The sequence below is a fragment of the Pseudomonas sp. Irchel s3a12 genome, assembly GCF_900187485.1.
Classification (GTDB): Bacteria; Pseudomonadota; Gammaproteobacteria; order Pseudomonadales; family Pseudomonadaceae; genus Aquipseudomonas; species Aquipseudomonas neuropathica.
Map to the genome: position 1 here is coordinate 81,940 of NZ_FYDN01000002.1, position 25,225 is coordinate 107,164.

Here is a 25,225-nt window from a genome sequence, read left to right on the forward strand (position 1 = left end):
AGGTGAACGACATGAACCCAAAAGAAAATTACCTGCACGAGTTCTTCAGGATTTTCTTCGCCAACAAGCAACTGGTGAAGCGCATCTTCCTGATCTTTGCAGTGATCGCGCTGTTGCTGCCGCTGTTGCTCAAACAGAGCTTCGATATCACCGCGCAGGTGATCGTGCAGTCGAAAAAGCTGTCTCAGGGCGATGCGACCACCTCGCTGACCCAGGACAGCGCCACCTTCATTCCGCCATCGCTGGCGGACATGGAGACCGAAAGCAATATCCTCCGTTCGCCGGCGCTGATTCGTCAGACCATCAGCGAACTGCGCGATCAGGGTCAGTACAACCCGCCGCCGGGGATGCTCAGCAAACTGGCCGAACCGTTCAAGCGTTACGTCAGCACGCCGCTGCGCGAATACGTGATCAATCCGCTGCGTGATGCATTGGGTATGGAAACCGATCCGGTGCGCGACACGGCACTGGATGGCTTGACCCAGGAAGCCATTGACAATCTGAAGATCGAAACCCTGCCGGGTTCCAATGTCATCTCGATCGTCTACAGCTTTCCTGACCCCGCCCAAGGCACGACGTTCGTTGCCACGCTGTTGCGAAACTATCTGGTCGATCGTCAGGCGTTGCAATCGATCGAGCTGCCGCACTCGTTCTACGAGACCAAGAAGCATCAGTATCAGGTCCGCCTCGATGGTCTGGAAGGCGAGCGGCTGAGCCTGCTGGAAAGCGTCGGTTCGTCCGATCCGAAAGAGGAAATCACCTTTCGCCTCAACGCGATCAACACCGAAGAGCAGGCACTTAACCTGTATCGCGATCGCTTGCTGCAAAGCCAGCGCTGGCTCGATTACCTGAAAACCAGCCTGGCCACCGCCAACACCAACAAACTCAATGACTACACCTTTCCGTTCACCTTCACGACGACGGTGGACAACATCGCGTTCGAAGATCGCGAGATCCGGCAGATGGGCGAGGCGCTGACCACTCAGGTCAGCCGCTATATGAACGACCTGGCGATATTTCAGCCCAGCAGCGAACCGATGTTGCTGGCCCGCGAGCAGATTGCCCGCACACGCCAGCAGTTCCTCAAAGTGGTCAACAACCGCATCCAGGAACGCACGATCGATCTGTCGGTGGTCAGCCAAGTCATCGAGCAGAAAACCGCGCGCATTGCCGAGTTCAAGAATCGCATCCATCAATTGCAGCAAACCCAAAGCAAGCTGCGCCAGATGGACACCGAGATCGGCGCATTGCACGCAGCGTTTTCAACTTATGCGCAACGCTTTGCCGAAAGCAGCACGACGCGCGCGCTGGACAACGACTTGTCCAACGCCCGTGTCTTGAGCCCGCCGTATGAACCGACCGAGGCGGCGTTTCCCAAACCGATGTTGATCATTCCGTTTGGTCTGCTCACCGGTCTGCTGCTGGCCATTGCCTTCGTCTATGTACGTGAGTTCTTCGATCACCGCTTCAAGCATCCGGCGCAAATCAGTCATGAACTGGGCCTGCCGGTGCTGTTGGTGCTCAACGAAGAAACGTCGCAGCCGGGCAATCCGCACAAGAACTGGACCGTGCCGAGCCTGGTTCACTGGGTGCGCAATTGAACGCGGCGTCCACCCCGTGCGTCGCCCTGCCGATCATTCATTTGCTCAGCAGCGGCGGCTTCTACGGAGCCGAGCGGATGTTGCTGGATCATTGCCTGGCGACGCCGGGACAGCATCAAGTGTTGTTCCTCGACGCGCCACCAGAGCTGATCGAGCGTTTTCGCCAGGCCGGGGTGGACGCTCGCGGCTGTGCCGGGCTCGGCGGACTGCTGCGGCTCTTGCATCAGCGCCGGGGTGACAAGCCATTGCTCAACACGCACAACTTCAAAGGGCTGCTGTTCGGCTGGGTCGGCGCCACTGTGTTGCGCCTTCCGCTGGTGATCACTCAGCACGGTTTCACCCCGCGCAGTCGCAAGCAGAAGCTCTACACCTGGCTAAGCCTGCATCTGTGCCGCACTGCCTCGGTGAGGCGGGTGGTCTGCGTCGCGCAAAGCATCGCTGTGCTGCACCGCGGGGCTGGCGTTCGTGCCGAGAAGTTGCAGGTGATTCCCAACGGTTTGCCAGCGGCGCCAGCGATGCCGCCGGCGCTGGAACGACAACGCTGGCTGGTCGGTTACGTCGGTCGGTTGAGCAGCGAGAAAGGCCCCGATCTGTTTCTCGATGCGCTGATTGCTTTGTGTCACCAGCATCCGCAACTGGACGCCGTGATGCTCGGTGACGGTCCGGAACATGAGGCCTTGCAGGCGCGTATCGACGCTGCCGGTTTGCAACAGCGGATTCGCTTGCCGGGCTATCAGACGGCAATGCAAGGCTGGTGGCAGCAACTCGATGCGCTGGTGATCAGCTCGCGCACCGAGGGTACGCCGATGATTCTGCTCGAAGCGATGCAGGCCGGTGTGCCGGTGGTGGCGTTCGCGGTCGGTGGCATTCCCGATGTCTTGCAGGACCGCCACAACGGCCTGCTCGCCGCACCGACCGATACCGCCGCCCTCACCCGTCAGCTCGACACGTTGCTGGCCGAACCGAAGCTGGCCGCACAACTACGCGACAACGCCAGACGCACACAACAGGAGCGCTACGACCTCAAGGCTTTGGCTGAACGCTGGTCGCAGCTGTACATCCACACGGCACGGGAGGCACGCGCATGATTTTCCCGCTCTCGATCGTCAGCCTGCTGGCACTGGTCTGCATGGCTTTGCTGGTCAGTCCTTATCCGTATCTGGCGCCGGGGGCAGTGCTGGGGCTGCTGGGTTTCACGGTGCTGTACCGCAAACCGTCGTGGGGCCTGCTGGGCATTGCCACGCTGGTGCCGTTTGAAGGATTCTTCAAGGACAGCGCGTTTTCCGGGAGCAAATTCCTCGGTGCTTCGCTGGCGCTGATCCTGGCGTTGCAACTGGTATTGCACCAGATTCCATCGCAGCGCCTGCGCAGCAATCTGTGGCGCTACCTGATCGGTTTCATGGCGCTGTACCTGCTGAGCCTGCTCGCCACCGACAACATGGGCATGTCACAGAGTCATCTGCGTGAACTGAGCGTGGGCCTGATTCTGTTCGTGATCACTTTGTTGATCGGCCGCGAGCTGAACCTCGATCTGTTCGCCCGGCTGGTCACGCTTAGCGTCAGCGCCACCTGCGCGATGGCGATGTTTTCCAGCCGATTCCAGGACAAGGGCCGCGCCGCCGGCCTGCTCGATGACCCGAATGCCTTTGCTCTGCTCATCGCCTTCGCCGTGCCGCTGGGCCTACTGCTGGTGATTCGCGGCCCGAACCTGCTACACCGCTTGTTCTGGGCGGGCTGCTGCCTTTTGCTGCTCGGCGGCATGACCAAAACGGAGTCGCGCTCAGGCCTGGTGGTACTGGCCTTGAGTCTGGCGATCGGGGTCTGGCATTACCGCCAGCACCTCAACCGTATCCGTCCGCGGCATTTCGGATTCGCCATGCTCGGCGCCGCCATCGTGCTGCCATTGGCGATATATGCGATGCCTGCCGGTTACCTGGCGCGCATCCAGTCGCTGAGTATCTTGAGCGCCGGGGCCAAGGCTCAGGATGAATCCCTCGGCCGTCGCGCCTCGTACATTGTCGTCGGCAGCCAGATCATCCGCGAGCATCCGCTGCTCGGCTCGGGCCCCGGGACCTTCCCGTTGCACTATGCGACCACCGGTTATGCCAAGGCATTCTCGGCCAACCGCAAGATCGGCGACCTGTATCGCAGGGCGCATAACACTTACCTGGAGATTTTCAGCGAATTGGGGATTCCCGCCGGCCTGCTGTTTGTCGGCATGCTCGTGCAGGGTTTCTACAACCTGATCCGCGCACGACGCGAATGGCTGCAACGGCGCGAATGGCAGCACGCCGACCTGATGACCCATCTGGGAATGAGTTTTCTGTCGTTGACATTGTTTCTGATGTTTCTCAGCGCGCCGAACCTCAAATACCTGTGGATCATGCTTGCGCTGACCTGGGTGCTGCGCCTGAAAGCCGAGCAAGCGCCGCTGACGGAGGCCAGAGCATGAGCCGAATCAGCATTGTCATTCCGATGTACAACGAGGCACGGCACATCGGCCGCACCCTCCTGGCCGCTCGCAAAGCCGCGAACGCCGCCGACATCGACTGTGAACTGATCGTCGTCGACAACGGTTCCACTGATGACGGGCCACAGATCGCCCGCGCATTCGGTGCACAGGTGCTGGTGCTGCCCGGCCTGCTGATCGGCGCCTTGCGCAATCGTGGCGCAACGGTTGCCAACGGTGAATGGCTGGCGTTCATTGATGCCGATATCGAAATGCCCGAAGACTGGCTGAAGCAGATGTTCGCCCTGGCTGCGGATGCCCAGGGCGACGTCTTCGGCCTGGACCTGCACACCCCTGCCGCCGCGCCATGGTATGCCGCCGCGTGGCAGCGTCGCTCTTTGCGTCCGTCGAGCCGCGCTGCTCGCACCGTGCAATGGCTACCCAGTGCGAACCTGCTGATGCGCAGGCAGTGGTTCGAAAACGTCGGCGGTTTCAACGAAGCCCTGCGCACCGGTGAGGACAAGGAATACACCCTGCGTCTGGGTAGGCACGGTGCTCGCTTGCTGTCGGTCAATACCAGCGTCGCCCTGCATTGGGGCTATGAAATGACCTGGCGCGAATGGATCGGCAAGGAGCTGTGGCGTCAGGGCAGCCACCTGCAATTACTGCGCGCCCACGGCATGAGCCTGCGTCTGCTGCGTTTTCCGTTGCTGTCATTGCTGGTGTGGTTGCTCGATGCGCTGGCGATTCTGGCGTTGTTGACTGGCTACACGCAGCCAGCACTGATGCTGTTGTTGCTGGGCCTGCTGCCGAGTCTGTTGCTCAGCGTGCGGCAAAGCATTCGCCACCATAACGTCAACCTGACCTTGCAACTCTGGGGTCTGCACTGGGTGCGCCTGCACCTGGCCAGCGCGGCATTGATTCTCGGTCTGTGTCATTGGAACGCCAGGAGGCCCGCCCGTGGCTGAATTCATTTTTTGCCTGTGCCTGCTGCTGCCGGCGTACGCCTACATCGGCTATCCGCTGCTGCTGACCTTGCTGGCGCCGCTGTTCCCGGCCTGGCGGCACGCGCCGGCACCGCCGCTGAACGTCAGCATCGTCATCGCCGCGCACAACGAGGCGCGGCACATCGAGCACAAGTTGCGCACCCTGCTGGCCCAGGATTATCAGCCCGCCACGCTGCAGATCATTCTCGCCAGCGACGGTTCCAGCGATGACACCGTGGCCTGCGCGCACAAAGTGATCGATCCGCGCATCACCGTCCTCGACCTGCCGCGCCAGGGCAAAGCCGCCACACTGAATGCCGGCGTCGCCGTGAGCAGTGGCGACATTCTGGTGTTCACCGACGCCGACAACCAATGGTCGCGCGACACCCTCGGCCATTTGCTCGCGCCGTTGAGCGATCCGCAGGTCGGTGCCTGCGCCGGGCACATGGTGATCCCGGTCACCGGTGGCGGCCTGAGTATTGGCGACAGCCTCTATCGGCACTACGAAGGCTGGTTGCGCCGGGTCGAGAATCGCACCGGCTGCATGGTCTCCGCCGACGGCGCCCTGCTCGCCTTGCGCCGCGAGCTGTTCCAGAACGTACCGGCCGAGGTCAACGACGACTTCTTCATCAGTACCTGCGCGCCGGTCGCGCACAAACGCATCGTTTACGTACCCCAGGCGCAAGTGATCGACCAGGGCGTCGACGAAGCGGGCAAGCAATGGCGCCGCCGCCAGCGCGTTACCGTCGGTGGCCTGCAAAGCCTGGCGCAACGCAGCGCCCTGCTGAACCCGTTCAAGTACGGTCTTTATTCCATTGCCTTGATCAGCCACAAACTGATCCGCCGTCTCGCGCCGATTCTCTTGCTGCCGCTGCTGCTGAGCAATTTCTGGCTGTGGAACGAGCACGGTTTCTATCGCCTGAGCCTGGTTGCGCAATTGCTCGGTTACGCGGTGGCCATCGCCGGCCTGCTGGATTCGCAACACCGTTTGCCGAAGCCGTTCCGCCTCGCGGCGTTCCTGCTGGTGACGCTGGCCGGCATGAGCGTCGGTCTGTGGCAGTTCCTGCGCGGGCAACGTTACGCACAGTGGAATCCTGACCAGAATCGTTGAGAGGACTCATGCCATGGCGATCAAACAACTGCTAAAACGCACCAGCGGCTGGCTTTATCTCAACTCGTCAGTGGGCCGCAACCAGTTGCACGGTGCCGGGGTCATTCTGATGCTGCACCGGGTACTGGCCAACGACCGGGCCGCCAACCTCCCGCACCGCAATGAACTGTGCGTCGGGCCCAAGGCCTTCGAGTATTTACTGCTGTGGCTGCGTCGGCATTTCGATTGCGTGCCGCTGATGGAAATCCTCCAGCCCAATTCGCTGCGCAGCGAGCGCCCACGGGTGGCGCTGACCTTTGATGACGGCTGGCGCGACAACGCCGTCAACGCCTTCCCGCTGCTGCAGAAACATCAGGTACCGGCGAGCATTTTCCTCTCCACCGATTTCATCGGCAGCCGTCAGCGTTTCTGGTGGGAAAGCCTTGGCGAAACCCTGTGGGGCAGCCACGGTGAAAAAGCGCGGATGCACTTGATCGAGTGCCTGCAGTTCATGCATCACCCATTGCCGGTAATGCTCGATGACATCGATATCGACCGCCGCAGCCTGGCGCTGCTGCATTTCCTCCAAGGGTTGAAGACGCTTGACCCGCAGGAACTGGAAAAACTCACCGATGAGTGCCCAGCCGAATCACAGCCGCAAGCGCTGGACTGGCATCAAGTGCGCGCGCTGGAGGCTTCCGGTCTGGTGCGCTTTGGCCCGCACGGTGCCAGCCACGCCATCCTCACCGGCCTTGATGATCAGCGCCTGAACGAAGAAATCAGGCGCAGCCGTGATGCCTTGTACAACGGCTGCAACCGCCCACTGCCGGTGTATTGCTACCCCAACGGCGACAACGATGAACGCGTGCGCGAGCAGATCGCCAATCACGACTATCCGTTCGCCCTCGGCACCGGCACCGGCATTTATCGCGGCGAAGGCGACCCGCTGAACCTGCCGCGCTTCGGCGTCAGTCAGCGCATCGCGTGCAATCCGGCGTTGTTGTCGTGGCGCATTTATCGCGGGGCACGGCCATGAGTCGCAGTAGCTACCTCAAGCATCTGGCGCTGAGCATGGGCACCAAACTGGCAATGATTGCCTTGCGCCTGCTGCGCAATGTGTTGCTGGCGCGGATTCTCGGCCCGAGTGAACGCGGTTTGTTCGCCCTGCTCAGCACCCTGCCGGATCTGATCAGCGCGGCCACCAGTGGCGGCTTGAATTCGGCAGTCGGTTATCAAGCGGCCAATCAGCGGCCGATGGGCTTGTTGCTCACTCAGGTGTTGGTGTTCGGCTGTCTTCTGGCCGGGCTGCTGACCTTGCTGGTGGTCGCGCTGGCCCGTGAGTTCGGCAGCGAACTCGATGTGACGATGCAGCTCGGTCTGCTGGCGTGGCTGTTGCTGCTGGCGGTGCCGTTGACCGTACTTAAAAGCGGTTTGCTGACCTTGCACAACGCATCGGGCGGCGTGGTTGCATTCAATGTTCTGCGGCTGATCGAATCCCTGGCACCGCTGCTGTTGTTTGTTGCGCTGTTCTGGATGTGGAAGGAGGCAGCACTCGAAGCCGCGCTGATCAGTTGGCTGGCCGGCATCAGCCTGGTGGTGCTGGTCGGCTGGATGTGGCTCAAACGCGCACAACCGCTGCAACTGCAATGGGACCGTGCGAGCCAGAACGAGCTGCTGCGATTCAGTGCGCGCAGCCATCCGGACCTGCTCTTTCAACAGATCATTCTGCGCTCCGACTACTTGTTTATCGGCGCCCTGCTGGGCAGTACCGCGCTCGGCCACTACGCCATGGCCAGCGCCGCCGCCGAATTGTTGCTGATCGTTCCGGAGGCGGTCACCACACCGCTGATGAAGCGACTGCTGCAACAGGACAAAGGCATGGACAAGGTCACGCCGCTGGCGCTGCGCCTGACCGCCACGGTGATGCTCGGCGCCTGCCTGACCATGGCAGTGATCGGCGAATGGTTGATCGTCACGCTGTTCGGCGCGGCGTATCAACCGGCGTATCCGGCGCTGCTCGCGTTGCTGCCCGGTCTGCTGGGCCTGTGCTATGCAAGCATTCTGCGCCTGGATCTGATTGGCAAGGATCGCCCCGGCACGGTGTCGTTGCTGATGGGCATCGGCGCGCTGCTCAACCTTGCACTTAATCTGCTGTTGATTCCTGCCTTCGGCATTGTCGGTGCAGCGGCGGCTTCATCAATCGCTTATCTGGCGGTGACGGTGGCGATGCTGGTGCTTTATTGCCACTTGAGCAACGTGCCGTTCTGGCAAACCTTGATCATCCTGCCCAGCGACATCACCCCGATGTGGTTGATGCTGCAACGTCGGAAGACCGCATGAAACGCCTGGCCCTGCTGTGCGGACTCGGCCTGACGCTGAATGCCTTCGCTGCGCCGATGCAGTGGGGTGACCTGCGAGACGGCAGTTTGTACCTGCAAACCGATCGACCGGACTCGGTCACCGTGCGCTGGGTTCCGGCGTGGCAGGCCGAGGCCAATGAAGAGCATATTTATCTGCTCGACGGTCAGGGCAAGCTGCAGGGCGAACGACTGATCAAAGCCAGCGAAACTCGCGGTTCGCAGAGCTGGCCGTTGCTGCCCGGGGCTGCCAGTTATCGCCTGGAAATTCCCGGCTACAGCTTCCGCAGTTATCGCGTCGAGCATGACGATAAAACAGTGGCGCTGTTCAGTCCGGCCAAGGTGCATTTCAGTGTCGAGACCGGCAATGGCGATGAGCTGTTTTTCAAAGTAGCACCGGGGGAACACGCGGTGCTGAACGGCAAATATCATGGCGGGGTCAACGCGCTGCAAGCCCAGCGTATGGACGATGGCCAACAACTGTCGTTGGCCCTCAAACCTTACCGCGCCTATTGGCAATTCGATCAAGTGGCCTTGCCGGTCAGCGACCAACCCCAGGTCTGGCGCTTGCGCCTGCAGGGCAGCGGCAAAGCGGCATTCTGGCTCGATGGCACGGCCAATCTGTTTGCGCAAAATCCGCAGCAGCTTCAACCCTTGCGTGAAGAGCCGGGCCAGGTACGCCTGACCCTGCACGATAAGGTCCTCGGTCGCACCCCGGATCTAGGCATTGCCCTGCCCAATCTCATGCCGCCCGCAGCCAGTTATGCCGCACTGGATGCCTTGAAACCGAGTGCAGCGAGTTATTACAGCTATGTTGACGTTACTGCGAAAAATGCCCGTTTCGAAGACCCGGTTCGTCAGCTCTATCAGACTCGCTTCGGCATCCGCCAGGACATCACCCTGCTCGCTGGCACCGGGCGTCGGGCCGATCTGCGTGCCGACGTGCAGAGCAACAACGGCCTTGAGGCCTGGCTCGCCGGCACTCGTGCGCTGGGTGGTCAAGGTACACATTACATCGGCTTCGCCGACGAACCGAACCTGAACTATTCGAGCTACGAAGATTATCGAGCGATTTTTGTCAGTATGGCCCGCCAGGTGCGCAGCGATCCGGCGAATGCCAAGGCCGGCGTGCGCATCGCCATGCCCGCCAGCTCACGTTTTATCAACGGGCCGTTCACCCGCAACGCAGCGGACAAGCGCGGCATCGATTGGGCGCGGCGTCTACTCAGTGAATCCGCCGATCAAGTCGATGCATTGGCCTGGCATGAATGGATGGTTCGCGACTTGCTGGCGACCCGGGTCTACCGCGACAGCGTGCGTCGCGCAGCAGAGGTGGTGGGGCTGGACGCTAAAGGTCAGCCACGCAAAGCGTTGCTGCTGGATCAGACCAATCTGTCCAGTGGCTCAGCCCTGAGCCCCTACGATCAGGAAACCCATTACACCGCGCTGTGGTGGGCGTCGGTGGTCATCAACGCCTCTCAGGACGGCCTGCTGAGCATGCTCAACTGGTTTCAGGCCGCCGACGAACCACCCTACGGCAAAGGCATGGTGCGCATCCATGACGATGGTCGCTTCGAGTTGAAACCGGTGGGCCTTGCCCAGCAATTCATCGCCCGGCATTGGCTGCCGCAAGTCCTGCAACTGGATAACGACGCTTTTGAGGTGGATGTTCTGGGGATGGCCGGCGACAAGCAGCGCGCACTGCTCGGGGTGAACAAAGGCACGCGCCTGCAACAGGTTGATCTGAGCGGCGCCCGGTGCCCGCTGAACCAAAGCGCCCTGCGTTTCTTCGGCGCTGACAATCGCAGCCACGACGCACCGTTTGTCTGTGAAAACGGGCGCGTGCGTTTTGAATTGCCGGGTCAAACCCTGTTTACCCTGAACTGGAGCGCTTCATGAACTGCCCTTCGATGTTCTGTCCCGCGAGCCTCTTGCTGTGCGTGGGATCCTCAACAGGAGAAGAGACCATGGATGTTTTGCGAAGACTCAGCGGACATATCCGTCGTAAAGGCCTGCGAGCGACCTTGGCGAAGATCCGCAGAATGTACATTTTTGCCCATCAGGAACTGCTGTGGATGGAGCGCGATCTGGTCAGCCCCGTGCCGCCGCACAGCCTCAAACCCTACCCGCCACTGCGCATGCTGAAGATCACCGCAAACAACGTCAGCGCCTTTGCCCGCCACTTCGGCAACCGCGTCGGCGTCATGGCCGAACTGGCCAGTGACGGTCACACCGGGCATATGCATGTCGACGACAAAGGCGATGCCGTGGCGTTTATCTGGGGCACGCCGCGCGACTATTTCGATCGGCATTACTACCGTTGCCGGTTCCCGGTTAAACCCGGCGAGTTTTTCGAGTTCGGCGGCGAACTGACCCGTGCCTACTGGGGCACCGAATTGTCGGTAGATCTGCAACTGCGTCTGTGGAAAGCCATGGCCGCCCAAGGCTGCCGCAAAGTGGTCGATGTCTGTGACTCGAGCAATGTCCCGGCGCTCAAGCTGCACCTGCGCATGGGCTATACCGAACAACAGCGGATCATGAATATCTACACGCTGTTCGGCCGCTGGCGCTTCTATCGCGAAACCCGCTACAGCGGCTCGCGTCTGGCGGCGCTGGGTAAAACTTCCCGTCCACCTGTCACAGCAACGGCGGCCTGAACCCATGGTGATGCGATTCGAATGGCGCACGTCCCTGTGCGCTGCCGACTTCCCGGCGACGGCCTACGAAGCACTGCGCCTGCGCGTGGCCGACCACACGCCGTTCAACAACCTTGGCTGGTTGTGCGCAACAGAGCAGGCCTTGGGCGAGGATCAGCACCTGCATATTCTGCTCGGCTGGGAAGCCGAGCAATTGCTGCTGTGCCTGCCACTGGTGGCCAGCCGCGAACGCTTCGCTGGCGTACCGTTTCGCGTTTTGCATCACTTGGGTTATCCAATGGCCGATCGCCTGGCCTTGCTGTCGTTGCTCGGCAGCGAAGACATGCACAAGGCACTGGTGCTGATCCGTAAGCATTTGCCCCACGCGCTGCTGCAACTCAACGAACTGTCGGAACCTGCCGGTGAAGAAAGTGCGCTCACCGAATGGATGGCGCGCAGTTCCACGGCTGAACGACGCCTGAGTTGCCGAGTGCCGGTGCATCTGATCAACGAAGCCGATCATCAGGAGATCTCCGGCGACCCGCGCTACAAGCTGCGTCGGGCGCGCAAACGGATTGCCGCATGCGGTGCGCAAGTGCGGCGACTCACCCCCGATGCGCTGTCGATGCCTAGGATTTTAGACGCGCTGCAGGAAGTCGAGTCGGTCAGTTGGAAAGGTGACGAGGGCGTCGGGATTTTCGCCACCGAACGCAGTCGTCAGTGGATGCAAAGCGCTTTCACCGCCCTCGCCGCTCAAGGCCTGGTGCGGGTCGTGACGCTGGAGCTGAACGGCCGCTGCATCAGCTATCGCCTCGGCCTGCTCGAACAGGGCCGCCTCTACGATTACAACCTGGCGTTTTTGCCGCAATACGCCGACCTCGGTAGCGGCCGGGTGTTGCTGGAGGAATGGATTCGCTGGGGGCTGGATGAGCACTGGCGCTGGATCGATGCGTCGCGGGTCAGCCTGGAAAACTCCAGCCATCAACTGCACGAACGCATGACCGGGCAACTGGAACACTGGCGCTGGAGTTTCTACTCGTGGCGCCCGAGCGGTTTGCTGCTGGGCCTGGGGCTACGCCTTTGGCACCGCGTCAAACCGACCCTGCAAAAATGGCGCGCCCAGCGTGCCGGCAACTCAACGGCGGCGAACACATCCGAAACTCAACCGGCAACACCATCCAACACACCTGGGCTAGCGCCTCGGAGGGCATCATGAGCGTCATCGAAAATCTGCTTCTGCGCATCAAACAAAAAGGCCTGCGCCGCACCCTTGGCGCGCTGTGGAAACGTTACGTGTTCGCTCACCGTGAATTGCTGTGGATGGAGCGCGACCTGGTCACGCCGATTGCCCCGAACAAACTGCGTCCCTGTGAAGGTTTGCGCAGAGTCGACATCACCGAGGACAACGCCAAGGCATTCAGCAAGTACTTTGGTGACCGCGTGGAGACCATGGCCGAGTTGGCCGCTGAAGGGCATACGGGGCATATGCACCTGGACCAGGACGGTCACACCGTCGGGTTTGTCTGGGCCAGTACTCGCGACTATTACGACCGCCACTTCTACCGCTGCACGTTCCCGGTCAAGCCCGGTGAATACTTTCAGTTCGGTGCCGAAATTACCCGGCAGTATTTCGGCAGTAGCTTGACCGTCGATGCACAGACCGCACTATGGCAAGTCATGTCTGCCCGTGGCTTTAAAAAAGTCGTGGATATCTGCGACAACGCCAATGTACAGGCCCTGAAGATGCATATTCGCCTGGGCTATCAGGAGCAAGGGCATATCACGCATGTTTACGACCTGTTCGGGCACTGGCGTTTCTTCCGCGAATCAAACTACAGCGATTCAAGACTGGAGGCGCTGCGCAAGCCGGAAAGACCGGTAGTGACGGCGGCGGCGCAGGCTTGATTCAGTCTGGATATTTGTGGCGGCGTTGATGCCGCCATCGCGAGCAGGCTCACTCCTACACGGGTATGCATTTCAAATGTAGGAGCGAGCCTGCTCGCGATGAGGCCGGCAGCCGCACCGATCAATCAGGCCTTGGTGGCGACGAGGGTAAAGCACATCGGCATCTGCGCCTCTCGATTCAGATACTGGTCATACACCTCTTCCCGATTCGAATGCGGGTATTCCTTGAAGTGCGCAATATTCAGCCCTGCTCCGATGGCACCGCTGAAAATCGCCCCCAGCGTATGCACAAACCAATACGACTTTGCCGACTGCTGCTCGACTTTGCCGACATAGACAATCGGTTCTTCCTGCACAAACGGCTCGGCGCGGAAGTAGGAACTGGCGAGGCGATACGGATCCTCTGCGTCGGGATCGACCATCTCCAGAAACGGATGGGTTTCGTAGATCACCAGTTTGCCACCCGGTTTCAGGGTCGAGGCGACGTGGCGGAAGAACTCGCCAATGTCCGGCATCCAGTTGAGAACGCCGATGGTGATCAGCGCGACGTCGAAGCGATTCAGCAATGACGCTGGCAAATGATGGATATCGCTTTCGATGAACTCGGCGTTGTGCGGTGAACGCTTGTTCAGCTCACGCGCCTGATCGAGAAACGCCGCCGACTGATCGACACCGACCACGCTTCTGGCACCGAGCGCAAACAGGGAGAGACTCTCACGGCCGTTGTTGCAGCCCAGTTGAATGACATCTTTACCGTCGACTTCCAGCAACCCGCTCAAGGTCTCATCAAGACAAGAGAAATCCGCCTGCGCAACCTCGCCGAGCAAGGCCTGCCAATCAGGCGAATCCTGATGATGGCGGGCGGAATCGTTCCACGCCTGTCGATTGCTTTCGATGGCGGTTTTATTGTTGGGCACTTCCATGGCGCACTCCGGACGATGCTCGTGATTGAGCGGATCCGAGTCTAGATCAGCCCGGCAATTGCGGTTGTTGCAAACTTGTAAGCCACTCCGTGTAGGAGCTGCCGCAGGCTGCGATCTTTTGATCTTGTTTTTAAAGGTCAAGATCAAAAGATCGCAGCCTGCGGCAGCTCCTACAGGGATCCGATGTGGATCGAGCGTTGGGGGCGTGGGCAGCTATAGTTAATAGCCTTGGGGAAAACCGCACTCGCAGGTGCCGCCATGCATATGCTCGCTCGGCTGTTGTTGACCGGCTGTCTGCTTGCTGCCACTCAGGCGCAAGCGCTGGACAGCAATTTCAATTATTACGGGCCCAACCAGCCCTTCGCCCACCCTGCTCCGTATTCACTGAGTTCCACACCGCCCAAGCCTTACGACGATACGGCGCCGCAGGATTTTGTGGTGCTTCCGGGTGACCATGAATTCTCCGATTCGCAGTTGCCGACCGTGGCGGATGCGACGGTGCGGGTGTTTATCCGCACGTACGATGCCGAGCGTGGGATTTATGTGAATGACGAGGTGTTGGATCCGGGTTGTGTGCTGGAGTGTTTGAGTCGGCAGCAGCATTGATCCGGGTTGCTCACAACATCTGCGGCACCACCGATCCCGTGTAGGAGTGAGCCTGCTCGCGATAGCGGTGTGTCAGTAATAAAAAGGTCGACTGACACACCGCTATCGCGAGCAGGCTCACTCCTACAGGGGATTTGCGGTGGGGCTACCACTGCCGTTTATCCGGCCGGGCGAGGCCGAGTTTTTCGATGCGGTAGCGCAGCATGTCGCGGCTCAGGCCCAGCAGGCGCGCGGATTTGGTGACGTTCCAGTCGGTCTTGTCGAGCATCTTGCGCACCATGTCACGCTCGACTTCCGGCAGGTTCATCGACTCCATATTGCTCTCCGGGCGCGGTTCGTAAGGCGACACAGGTTCGTGGTGTTGATGCTGATGCTGCGGCGGCAACTCGTCACAAAGGCTCATGCACACGTTCAATTGATGCGCAGCAATTGTGTCGCTCGGCGCCAGCAACACGGTCTGCTCGAGCATGTTGCGCAACTCGCGCACATTGCCCGGCCAGGTGTAACTGAGCAGCAACTCCTCGGCCTGCTGGCTGAAATGCAGGTTCGGTTTGCCGTAGCGTTTGCCGTGACTGGCGAGGAAGTGCCGCGCCAGCAACAGAATGTCATCGCCCCGTGCATACAGACGCGGCACCTTGATCGAAATGATCCGCAGACGGAAGAACAGATCACGGCGGAATTTGCCCTGTTGAACCATCTGCTCAAGGTTGCAATTGGTCGCGCTGATCACCCGCAGGTTGACCTTGCGCTCCTTCACCGAGCCAACCCGGCGAATAGTGCGATCCTCCAGCAACTTCAAAATCTTCGCCTGCAAAAGCAGGTCCATCTCACCAATCTCATCAAGAAACAGCGTGCCGCCATCCGCCGCTTCCACCAGCCCGACCCGGCGATCCTTGGCATCGGTAAACGCACCTTTCTCATGGCCGAACAGTTCCGATTCCACCAGGTTCGACGGAATCGACGCACAGTTGAATTCAATAAACGGACCTTTGCTGCGCGGGCCGTCGAAGTGCAGCGCCCGCGCCACCAATTCCTTGCCGGTACCGGTCTCACCCTCCACCAAAACCGGGGGCAGATCGGTGTTAGCCATGCGCCGCTCGGCATCGAGCAACTGGCCGATGGTGTTCTTCAAATACTGCATCGGCGCCGAGTCGCCAATCAGCGCCTGCACCCCAGACTTCTGCGCCTCGCGCTCCTGATAGAACGACAGCGTGCGCTCCATCCGTTCGGTGGCCAGGGCCTTGTCGAGCAGCAGTTTGAGCTCCGTCAGCGCGACCGGTTTGGTTACGTAATGAAAGGCGCCCTCCTTCATTGCCACCACGGCATCTTCGACGTTGCCGTAGCCGGTCATCATGATCACTTTCAGATCCGGCGCGCTGATGCGCAGCTTCTGGATCAGGTCGTGGCCGCTCATGCCCGGCAGCGAGTTGTCGGTCAGTACGATGTCGGGCATGAAGGTTTCCAGTTGCCCCAGCGCGTCTTCGGCCGAATGGCAGACCGTCACCTCGAAGTCCTTGCGCTCCAGGTAGGTCTGAATATTCTCGGCCAGCAGTTCGTCATCCTCGACCAGCAGAATGCTGTGTTCCATATTCCCCTCCCGATGCCACTTTGAAGTTGAGACTGACGCGGGTTCCCTCCTGCTCTTTGCTGGTCAAAACGACCGAGCCCTGAAAACGCTCCATGATTCTTTTGACCAACGCCAGGCCAACCCCGAGGCCGCCCTGCTTGGTGGTAAAAAACGGTTTGAACACCAACAGTTGCTGCTGCGCGCTCATGCCCTTACCGGTGTCGCTCAGGGTCATGCGCACGCTGTCCGGCTGCGGCGATTCGAACTCGACGCTGAGCACACCGCCCTTGGGCATGGCTTCCAGGGCATTGGCAAACAGGCTATTGAGTATTTGCGTGAGCAGCACCTTTTGACTGACGACCGGCGCGCAATTCTGCGGACTGAATCGCACTTCGACATTGCAGCGTTTGATCAATGCTTCGAAGGCGCCAACGGTGTCTTCGACCGCCATGACCAGATCCACCGCCTCGCCGTCGTCATTCATCGGCCGCAGCGACACCAGCAACTCACGTACCCAGCGTGACATGCGATCGACCTGACTGATGATGTCGCCAATATTGCGTTGCGCACCGGGGCTGGCGACTTCCTGGGCCAGTTCGGCGCTGGAACGAATGGTCGCCAGTGGATTGCGCAGGCTGTGCGCCACCGCCGAGGACATCTCGCCGAGGGCGACGAAGGTTTCGTTGCTGATCAACTGTTGCTGCTGGCTCTGCAGCAGTTTCGCCGCACGGCGGACGATCCAGAACAAGGCTAGAAAGATCGCCGCACCGCCGAAGCAAGTCGCCGCCCAGATCGAGGCGAACCCACGGTCGATGCGATCGACCAGATCCGCCGGCTCCTTGTAGACCTCAACCATGGCGACGACTTTGCTTTTGTCGGCGTTGAACATCGGGATGTAGTTCTCGATGAACAGGTATTTCGGTTCGCGCAACATTTGCTGCTCGGGTTTCTCATCGTCGATCTTGTGGTAGCTGGAAGACACCGGCACTTTCATCTCGAATGATTCGTCGAGCTCATCGTCATCCTTGATGTGCACACCGATAAGCTCAGCGTTGGTCGACCAGATCACCGTGCGATCCAGCGCATAAACGGTTGCGAGCAAAATGTCCGGCAAGTGTTCGACGTGATCGAGAAACTCGGTGCGTGCCGAAGCCTGTAACGCCGGATCAACATCGGGATAGTGGTTGTCCTGGCGCGGGTCGAGCATTTCGCCCATCGTCCGGTTCGGATTGATTTTGGCGTGACGCATTTCCGCCGCGCCAATGGCCTCAACGAATTGCGCGGTCAGCAGCGCATCGCGCTCGACACTTTCGGTGACCACGAAGCGTGTGGAGATATAACCCAGCCCCAACGCCACGGCGGCGATGATGAAAAAACTCGCGAGCGAGAACCAGCGCAGCAAATTGAACTGCTCGCGCCAGCCCTTGCATGCGACCGATGCGTTCGGTGCAGAGGTTTTTTGTGCTTCCAGTCGCTGCATGGGAGTGGCCCTGGAGTTTTATATCGCGCTGCTTACAGCCATCAGTGTAGGTGGCTCTGACCGCGACACACGGTTCAATGATGCTATTTCGCCGCTACCGCATCTGACTCACCGTCGCGGCTGGATCGCCCGGTTTTACTGGCGTCAAAGCACCGTCGGTCATGGCCGCAGTGGACGGTTGCTGACGCTCTGTTTCATCGCTGAGAAAGTCGATGATCGACTGCGCGGACGGCTCGTCGAGGCGCAGGTTGGGCATCGGAATTCGCTCGAACTGTTCGTACAGTTGCAGGGCAATCGGGTCTTTTTCCGCGAGTAGGCGATCCGGTTCGCGAATCCAGCGGTTCAGCCATTTCGGATCTCGATTACGCGCTACCCCAATCAGATCCGGGCCGATGCTGCGTATGCCGATGCCCTGACCGTCCTGCGGGCCGAGGCTGTGGCACGAGGCGCAACGGGTGCGGAACAGTTCTTCGCCATTGCTCGGCGGACGAATGTCCGGGGCGTTGGCGTAGCTTTCTTCAATGCTCGGCTGTTTCCAGTTCTGCAGGGTGTTGGCCAGTTGATCGGCGAGGATCCACGGGTTTTCGAACGGCGAGGCTTTCATCCAGCGCCCGGTACTCTGGTTACCGACGATCAGGCTGAGGTTGTGATCCTTGCTGCGACCGTTGTCGACGCCTTCGATGAACAGCCCGAGTTTCTTGCGCAGGTCGGTGACGTCTTCGAATTCGCCGGTGAGAAACTTCCAGCCGGGGCCGACCTTGAAGCGTTGCGAATAAGCCTTGAGCACTTCGGGCGTATCGCTGAGCGGGTCGATGCTGATCGAGTAAAAGAAAATGTCTTGCCCGACCCGATCCCCCAGCAGTTTCTGCACTTGGCGCAACCGTGCGGTTTCCAGTGGGCAGGAGTCGCTGCAGGACGTGAAGATGAAATTGATCACCACCACTTTGTCTTTGATCAGGTCATCGAAAAAATGCACCTGCCGACCATCCTGATCGGTCAGCAAGGTGTTGGGGAAGTAGTCGCCACCCCACGGGGTGGCGGATTCAGTCGCTGCCGGCGAGTCGCCGACGCTAGCCTGGTGTGCCAGCAGCACACGGCTGCCGAGCACGCAGGCCACCAGCATCAGCACCAGGTGCATACCCAGCGCCCGGGAGCGCGGGGTATGCAGCGGTTGGCCGTCGCCGTGGCGGCGGTTCATGGCTTGACCACCACTTGTGGGCCCATACCGTCACCGTTGCGGAAGGTAGGCAGCGCGGCCGAGTTGACGTAGCGCACACCGTCCCAGCTTGGCAGTGGGGTTGGCATCAGTTGCAGTTGCCCGGGTTTCTCCAGGTCCCAACGCAGCAGCATCGAGTTGTCTTCATGCTGGGTGTTGTGACAGTGCTCCATATACGTCCCGGCAAACTCGCGGAAGTTGATCGCCATCTCGACGCTGTCCAGACCATCGGCTTCGGAGCCGATGCGGTAGACGTCTTTGCGTGCCCATTTTTCCCACTCTGGCGGGGCCTTGCCGCCGCGACTGAGGATGATCCCCTCTTCGAAGTGCACATGCACCGGATGGCTCCAGCCCTTGCCGCCAGCCTTGATGTTCCACACTTCCAGGGTGCCGAAGCCGGTGACACCGGCATCGGTCGGGCCGCTGGACAACTGGGTCGAAGCGTTCAGGCGGCGTGGATCCATGTGGAAGCCGAAGCCGCCGTCAGTCTTGACCGTCCACGGCGCTTCATCGGTGCCGTCGGAGCGGCCGAAGGTGAAAGTGCGGTGGCGGGCCTTGGCCAGCACGGCTTTATCGGCCGCGTTGTCGCGGTGGATCTTCAGCGGGATCATCACCAGCCCTTCAGCCTTGCCCGGTTTCGCCGGTTCGTAGGCTGCCGGGTTCATCGCCAGATCCTGGCCGGTGTAAGCCTTGACGTTGAGCTGCAAGACCTTGCCCACCGCCGGATCGCCCTTGTCCCATTGCGGGCCCTTGCTGGTCTGCTTGATCACCGCCAGGTATTTCTCCGACAGGATGTCGCCCAATGGAATGACATCTTTGGGTCCCTTGCCGTCGTCGTGGGCCTGCAGGTTGACGAAAAACAGCTTGTCCCCCGGTTTGATGCCGTTTTTCGAGAAGTTGACGATGATGTCGAAGCGCTCGGCGATGCCTTGGGTCGGCAGGATCGCGTTGTGGTTTTGTTTATCGCCATCGGCGTCGAGATCCATGCTGCCGTCGAACGGTACGCTGTGCTCCATGATGTTGCCGTCGTTGGCGATCATGTGGAACGGCACACGGCTGTACGACACACCGGAGTTTTTCGGCCCTTGGAACTCGCCGCTGGTGCCTTTGATTTCCCGCACCAGCGCCAGTTTGAAGTAGCGCGACACCGAGCCGTTGAGAATGCGGAAGCGATAGCTGCGTGCGCGCACGTCGAGGGTCGGTTTCCACTGCCAGTTGACCAGTAGCTGGTCACCGAGGAAGCCATCGGTGTTGAACGGGTTGAACCACAACTGCCCTTCCTGATCCCACGCCTTGTCGGCAAACACCAGGTTGACGTCGTAGTCACGGTTGCCCCATGGCAAGGTGCTGCCGCTGGGCAGCCGCAGGTTGACGCCGTCATTCACTGACTCGTTGCCGCGATCTAGGGCGCTGTAGTAGTTCATCATCGCCGCGTTGCCCTTGTAGACATTCTGCGCGGTGAAATCGAGCATGTGATCGTGGAACCAGTGGGTGCTCATGGTCTCGCGCCAATCGCCGCGGATCTTGATGGTGCCGTTGTCGCAGGTCTTCTTCGCCGGTGCGAGATCGTTGACCCACAGGGTTTCGCCCGGTGCGCAGGGGAACGCCGCGCGCGGGTCTTCGGCCTTGGTGTTGATGCTGTCGTAACCGGCCAGCTGGATCGGCCAGCGATAGTCATAGAACTGCCCAGGGAAGAAGAACGCGTTGGCATAGCCGTCGCTTTCTGCCGGCGCGTGACCGTTGTGCTCGTGGGTGCTGATCGTATGCAAACCGAATCCACGGTTGGCCGACGGGTCGATCGGCAAGCCGTTGTAGTGGCGCATCATCACCGGTTGGCCGTAGCGCACCATCAACAGTTTTGGCGGCAACGTACCGTCGAAGGTCCACACCGAGTTGTGGTTTTGCGCCGGCATCGCCGGGTGGAAACGCGGGTCGACACCCTTGGCGGTGCCATCGGTCAGCGGCACGCCAGCGACGTTGTGATACAGGCCGCCGGGGCCGAACTCACCGACGGCGTAATGGTGCATTTGCACGCTGTCACGCAGGCCACCATTGAGACGTGCACCGGTCTGCGCGGTTTTGTAGGCGACTTGCGGGTAGAACTCGTTCCAGCGCTGATGCGCCCAGCCTTTTCCGGGTGGCCGACCTTCGGCGGACGAGCCGATGTGCCGGTTGAGGTACACCTCGATCTGCGCCTGCCACGGGTTGCGGTCGACCACGTTGGCGAACTGGCTGGGGAACGGCGTTAGCCCCGGTTGGCGCAGGAACGCATCAAGCGCATTGCCGGGTGGCGCGCTGCGGGCGACGTTGTTCGGGTCCTGAGCCGGTGCCGGGCCGATCGCCGCTGGTGGAAACGGCAGCGGCGCGGCCGGGGTGGTTGGGTCGAGTTTTTCCGGGCCGAACTCTTCGAACAAGGTCAACTGCTGGGTGAACGGTTGCGCGCCATAGAGCGGGCTCGGCTTGCCGTTGGTGGGGTAGTTGAAACTGGTCTGCACCGTCGGCGGCAGAATGTTTTCCGTGCGGGTCGAGTCGCGGCTGCCTTTGACGCCGTCGGGCAAGTCGAAGGAATCTTCGTTGGCCTCGGGCAGGGTCAGGATGTTATTGAGCGCGCCGGCGCGGTCGGCCGGTTCGTCGTAGTACGCCGAGGGATCGGAGACTTCTGGCTGTCGCTCGTCATCGATGGGGCTGGCGCGGACGCCGGCCATGCTGCCGAGGGTCAACATCAGAAAGACGCTCAAGGGCGTCAGCAAAAAGGTGTTGCTTGCGTCACGCGTTGTTCTGTCCATCACCAGCCGCCTCATCAAGGAAGGGGTGATGGTGTTTTGCAACTAGTGCGCCAAGAAATTATTTCCAGTTGTTACAGGGAGTTGAGGATGCTGTGAGTTTCCCCACTCCCCGGTGACCGGGGCTTGACACCCACTGATGGGGGAGGTTCATAAATATTTTGAGGTAATGCAAACCTCATGTAGGAGCTGCCGAAGGCTGCGATCTTTTGATCTTGGTTTCTAAGATCAAGATCAACAGATCGCAGCCTTCGGCAGCTCCTACAGGGGGAATGTGTGAATCAGGGGACGAGTTGGAAGGCCAACCGCACGGTGGTGCCCTCGCCTTCGCGGCTGTCGAGGGTCACGCCGCCGCCGAAGCGCTCCATGATGCGCTTGACCAGGACCAGACCGACTCCGAGGCCGCCAGACTTGGTGGTGAAAAACGGCCGGAAGGCCATGGTGCGTTGTTCCTCATTCATGCCTTTACCCGTGTCGCTGAGCACCACGCACACGCCACGGTCTTCGCTCGGTTCCAGGCTGACGGTCAGCGTGCCGCCCTTGTCCATCGCCTCCAGTGCATTGGCCAGCAGGCTGTTGAGGATCTGTGTCAGTTGCACAGGCTGGCTGAGCACCATGGGTGTGTGCTGCGGATGAAACACCACCTGCACGCCGGCTCTGGCGATCTGCTGTTCAAACGCGACAAGGCTTTCGTGCAGCGCTGCCACCAGATTCACCGGTTCCGGGTCATCGTTGAGCGGTCGCAGCGATTGCAGCAGCTCGCGCACCCATTTCGACATGCGATCGACCTGGCCGATGATGTCGTTGATGTTCTTCTGCGCCGGGCCGGCGTCGAACTCCAGCGCCAGTTCAGCGCTGGAACGGATGGTCGCCAGCGGATTGCGCAGACTGTGCGCCACGGCGGAAGACATCTCGCCCAGGGCGACAAAGGTTTCGTTGGCGATCAGTTGTTTTTGCTGGGCCGCGAGCAGAATCGCCGCGCGCCGCACGATCCAGTACAGGCCCAGATAAATCAGCCCGCCACCCAGTGCGGTGGCCAGCCAGATCAGAACCAATCCGCGCTCCATGCGTGCGATCAGATCCTTGGGCTCCTTGTAGATTTCGACCATTGCTGTGACGTTCTTGCCCTCGGCGTCAAACAGCGGAATGTAGTTCTCGATGAAGATGTAGTCCGGTGGCGTGATGAATTTCTGTTCTTCGCGGGCCTTGTCGACGTCGTGGTAGCTGGCGGATACCGGAATCTTTTCGTTGAAGGCACGATCGAGGTCCTCGTCGGCATGAATGCTGGTACCGATCAGCACCGGGTTGGTTGACCAGATCACCTGGCGGTCGGGCGCATAAATATTGGCCAGAATCACATCCGGCAAGTGTTCGATGTGATCGAGAAACTCGCCCCGAGCATCGGCCCGGGCTTGCGGACTGACGTCGGGAAAGTTCGTGTCCTGACGCGGGTCGAGCAATTCACCCATCGTGCGGATATTGGGAATGGAAACGTGACGTACCTCGGCCGAGGCGATGGCCTGTATGAACTGGGCGGTGAGCAACGCATCGCGCTGCACGCTTTCATCAATGACAAAACGCGTCGACACCGCGCCAAGCGCGATGGCCACGGTACCAATCACCGCCATGCTGATCAGCGAAAACCAGCGCAGCAGGTTGAACGACTGCTTGCGCGAGCCCAAGCGCAGATTGCCCTCCTCGACCGGAAGCGATTTCGACTGCATGTTCATGGCGGCGACTTCTCTATACGTCCCTATAGGGTTATAGCCCACGGGTGGGGGTTTGCCCGGTTGCGGGGATATCGCCCCGATAAGGCCGCCCAAACCTCCACAAATCCCTGTGGGAGCGAGCCTGCTCGCGAAGGCGGCAGGTCAGTCGACATTTTCGTCACAGGAAGTCCGCTTTCGCGAGCAGGCTCGCTCCCACAGTGGCCTGGTTCGCTCACCGGTTTTGTGTTCACCGAAGAAACTTGTGGGAGCGAGCTTGCTCGCGAAGGCGGTGGGTCAGTCGACATTTTCGTCACAGGACATCCGCATTCGCGAGCAGGCTCGCTCCCACAGGTTCTTCATCTGACAGACGTTCAATGTCATCCCCACCGTCCCCGATTCTGGGGAATGACGCCCTTTCCCCGCTGGCCAAAAACCCCAACCTCACACCTGCAAACCCCTCTAATCCGGCCCTCTGCCGCCCATTCACCGCACCTTGGCATGGAAGGTGTACAGGCCCTGTGCAACTGACCCATCCCCAAGGGGCAGGTACTTTGATAGAGGGATTAACTCATGCACCCTTTACTGTCCAAAACCGCGACTGTCCTGGTCGTGAGCGCATTGGCCCAGGGCATTGCCCAGGCCGCTTTGTTTGCTGTTGATCCGGGCCCGTACACGCCGGCCAACGGCGGTTTCGCCAGTTGGTATCAGGACTCCCACGGTCGCACCCTGGATCTGTGCCTGTCCAAAGCGCTCAGCTCCCGAGTACCCAGCGCCCCCGGCGCGCCGTCGTACATGTGCTCGCTGCTACCGACCCCCGGCGTGTTCGATGACGCGCAACCGATTGTCTTCCCGACAAACTTTCCCGACGAAGCGTTCTGGTTCACCGGCGAAACGGCCCTCGTCGACGCCGCACGGGGGATTGATCTGGGCTACGTCAGCGCCATCGAAGCCGCATTCGCCGCTGAAGAGCCGGTCGAGGGCGATCAAGTCAGCTTCGCCCGGATCCGCATTCGCGTCGACGTGCCCACCGCCGGCACCTACGTCATCACCCACCCGTATGGCGTCGATGTGTTCAACATCGACACCCCCGGGCGGCGCGCAATAAACATGACCCGCGACATCGGTATCGGCACGCCGAAAACCTACGACGGCGCGCTCAAGGGTGACATCGGGCCGTTCCTGCGCAGTGTCAACGGCCCGTACACCGAGACCAACCCGCTGACCGGTGCCGCCGAACAATTCGTCGGCGACCCGAACCTCAACGAGGCTGTCACCGGCAGCCCGTTCAACACCAACTACGTGCGCATCGAAGGCCCTAACGGCCTCGATCTGCGGACGAACGTGTTCGCCGTCTCCGGCAAGTTGTCGACGGTGGTCCGGCCAACGCCAATGATCACCCAGCGCAGCACCTACTCGCGTAAAGCGGGAACCAGCGCGCCGGTCGCCCAACAAGACGTGTTCGTTCTCGCGCCGCCCGCGCCGGGCACTGTCGCCGTGACCAGCAGCACCCCGGTGCTGAACATGACCGAAGCCAACAGCACCGGCAGCTGGTACGCGCAGTCCTCGGTCAACCCGACCTTGCCAACCACTTTGCAAGTGACCGCCGACAACCACCTGGCCATCGCCAGCAGCACGCCGACCACCCTGCCCATGACCCTCACCGATCTGGTGGTGATCCAGAGCGCGCAATACAGCCTCAGCTCCGGACAACTGACCGTGGTCGCCTCGACCAGTGACGAAACCTCGCCGCCGGTGCTCACCGCCACCTCCGGCAGCGGCGCCGCCATCGGTGCGCTGGGCGGCGACGGCGCAGTGAAAACCCTGGCCACCGGGATCTCGCCGATCCCACCGGCCAAGGTTCGGGTGACGTCGTCCAACGGCGGCAGCGATACCGAAGAAGTGGTCATCGTGCAATGA

19 protein-coding genes are annotated in these 25,225 nt (G+C 60.7%); 13 read left to right on the top strand and 6 right to left on the bottom strand.

The genetic code is table 11. The features are described 5' to 3' along the window. Positions 1–11: 11 nt before the first annotated feature. The 11 genes from CKW14_RS03950 to CKW14_RS04000 all read left to right on the top strand — a co-directional run bounded on the left by CKW14_RS03950 (position 12) and on the right by CKW14_RS04000 (position 13,024). Positions 12–1,601 (top strand): Wzz/FepE/Etk N-terminal domain-containing protein, encoded by a 1,590-nt coding sequence (locus tag CKW14_RS03950; RefSeq protein WP_095047543.1) that lies wholly within the window; start codon positions 12–14, stop codon positions 1,599–1,601. After that, the gene (locus tag CKW14_RS03955; RefSeq protein ID WP_095124750.1) at positions 1,598–2,689 is read left to right on the top strand and encodes a glycosyltransferase family 4 protein; all 1,092 of its coding nucleotides are present in this window, start codon (positions 1,598–1,600) and stop codon (positions 2,687–2,689) included. Before CKW14_RS03950 ends, CKW14_RS03955 begins: the two co-directional genes overlap by 4 nt. After that, on the top strand, positions 2,686–4,053 hold the full coding sequence (locus tag CKW14_RS03960) for an O-antigen ligase (protein ID WP_095124751.1): 1,368 nt from the start codon (positions 2,686–2,688) through the stop codon (positions 4,051–4,053). The genes CKW14_RS03955 and CKW14_RS03960 overlap by 4 nt, the downstream gene beginning before the upstream one ends. Further along, the gene (locus tag CKW14_RS03965) at positions 4,050–5,018 is read left to right on the top strand and encodes a glycosyltransferase (protein WP_095124752.1); all 969 of its coding nucleotides are present in this window, start codon (positions 4,050–4,052) and stop codon (positions 5,016–5,018) included. Before CKW14_RS03960 ends, CKW14_RS03965 begins: the two co-directional genes overlap by 4 nt. Next, positions 5,011–6,147: a glycosyltransferase gene (locus tag CKW14_RS03970; protein WP_064392926.1), complete on the top strand. Its 1,137-nt coding sequence runs from the start codon at positions 5,011–5,013 to the stop codon at positions 6,145–6,147. The genes CKW14_RS03965 and CKW14_RS03970 overlap by 8 nt, the downstream gene beginning before the upstream one ends. A 13-nt stretch (positions 6,148–6,160) precedes the next feature. Then, positions 6,161–7,162, top strand: a complete 1,002-nt coding sequence (locus CKW14_RS03975; protein WP_095047548.1) for a polysaccharide deacetylase family protein — start codon at positions 6,161–6,163, stop codon at positions 7,160–7,162. Then, positions 7,159–8,466, top strand: coding sequence for a lipopolysaccharide biosynthesis protein (locus CKW14_RS03980; protein WP_095124753.1), 1,308 nt, complete (start codon positions 7,159–7,161; stop codon positions 8,464–8,466). Before CKW14_RS03975 ends, CKW14_RS03980 begins: the two co-directional genes overlap by 4 nt. Beyond that, entirely contained in the window at positions 8,463–10,382 is a 1,920-nt protein-coding gene (locus CKW14_RS03985; RefSeq protein WP_095124754.1) for a hypothetical protein, read from the top strand. Before CKW14_RS03980 ends, CKW14_RS03985 begins: the two co-directional genes overlap by 4 nt. Positions 10,383–10,450: 68 nt before the next feature. Next, positions 10,451–11,140 carry a GNAT family N-acetyltransferase gene (locus CKW14_RS03990; protein ID WP_095124755.1) on the top strand — a complete coding sequence of 230 codons (690 nt, stop codon included), beginning with the start codon at positions 10,451–10,453 and terminating at the stop codon, positions 11,138–11,140. A 4-nt stretch (positions 11,141–11,144) separates the two neighbouring features. Continuing rightward, on the top strand, positions 11,145–12,335 hold the full coding sequence (locus tag CKW14_RS03995; RefSeq protein ID WP_095124756.1) for a GNAT family N-acetyltransferase: 1,191 nt from the start codon (positions 11,145–11,147) through the stop codon (positions 12,333–12,335). Beyond that, complete coding sequence (locus tag CKW14_RS04000; protein WP_095124757.1) at positions 12,332–13,024, top strand: N-acetyltransferase; 693 nt, start codon at positions 12,332–12,334, stop codon at positions 13,022–13,024. The genes CKW14_RS03995 and CKW14_RS04000 overlap by 4 nt, the downstream gene beginning before the upstream one ends. Positions 13,025–13,149: 125 nt before the next feature. On the opposite strand, the gene CKW14_RS04005 is transcribed toward CKW14_RS04000, so the two are convergent. Then, positions 13,150–13,947 carry a class I SAM-dependent methyltransferase gene (locus CKW14_RS04005; protein WP_095124758.1) on the bottom strand — a complete coding sequence of 266 codons (798 nt, stop codon included), beginning with the start codon at positions 13,945–13,947 and terminating at the stop codon, positions 13,150–13,152. A 258-nt stretch (positions 13,948–14,205) separates the two neighbouring features. On the opposite strand from CKW14_RS04005, the gene CKW14_RS04010 reads away from it, so the two are divergent. Continuing rightward, on the top strand, positions 14,206–14,553 hold the full coding sequence (locus CKW14_RS04010) for a hypothetical protein (protein WP_095124759.1): 348 nt from the start codon (positions 14,206–14,208) through the stop codon (positions 14,551–14,553). A 145-nt stretch (positions 14,554–14,698) separates the two neighbouring features. Here CKW14_RS04010 and CKW14_RS04015 read toward each other — a convergent pair whose 3' ends face one another. The 5 genes from CKW14_RS04015 to CKW14_RS04035 all read right to left on the bottom strand — a co-directional run bounded on the left by CKW14_RS04015 (position 14,699) and on the right by CKW14_RS04035 (position 23,329). Further along, positions 14,699–16,141, bottom strand: coding sequence for a sigma-54 dependent transcriptional regulator (locus CKW14_RS04015; protein WP_095124760.1), 1,443 nt, complete (start codon positions 16,139–16,141; stop codon positions 14,699–14,701). Further along, the gene (locus CKW14_RS04020; protein WP_095124761.1) at positions 16,110–17,600 is read right to left on the bottom strand and encodes a HAMP domain-containing sensor histidine kinase; all 1,491 of its coding nucleotides are present in this window, start codon (positions 17,598–17,600) and stop codon (positions 16,110–16,112) included. Before CKW14_RS04020 ends, CKW14_RS04015 begins: the two co-directional genes overlap by 32 nt. Before the next feature lie 94 nt (positions 17,601–17,694). Continuing rightward, positions 17,695–18,798 (bottom strand): SCO family protein, encoded by a 1,104-nt coding sequence (locus CKW14_RS04025; protein ID WP_095124762.1) that lies wholly within the window; start codon positions 18,796–18,798, stop codon positions 17,695–17,697. After that, positions 18,795–21,602, bottom strand: a complete 2,808-nt coding sequence (locus tag CKW14_RS04030; RefSeq protein WP_095124763.1) for a multicopper oxidase domain-containing protein — start codon at positions 21,600–21,602, stop codon at positions 18,795–18,797. The genes CKW14_RS04025 and CKW14_RS04030 overlap by 4 nt, the downstream gene beginning before the upstream one ends. 278 nt (positions 21,603–21,880) lie before the next feature. After that, entirely contained in the window at positions 21,881–23,329 is a 1,449-nt protein-coding gene (locus CKW14_RS04035; RefSeq protein ID WP_095124764.1) for a sensor histidine kinase, read from the bottom strand. A 549-nt stretch (positions 23,330–23,878) separates the two neighbouring features. Here CKW14_RS04035 and CKW14_RS04040 point away from each other — a divergent pair. Continuing rightward, positions 23,879–25,225, top strand: a complete 1,347-nt coding sequence (locus tag CKW14_RS04040) for a hypothetical protein (RefSeq protein WP_095124765.1) — start codon at positions 23,879–23,881, stop codon at positions 25,223–25,225.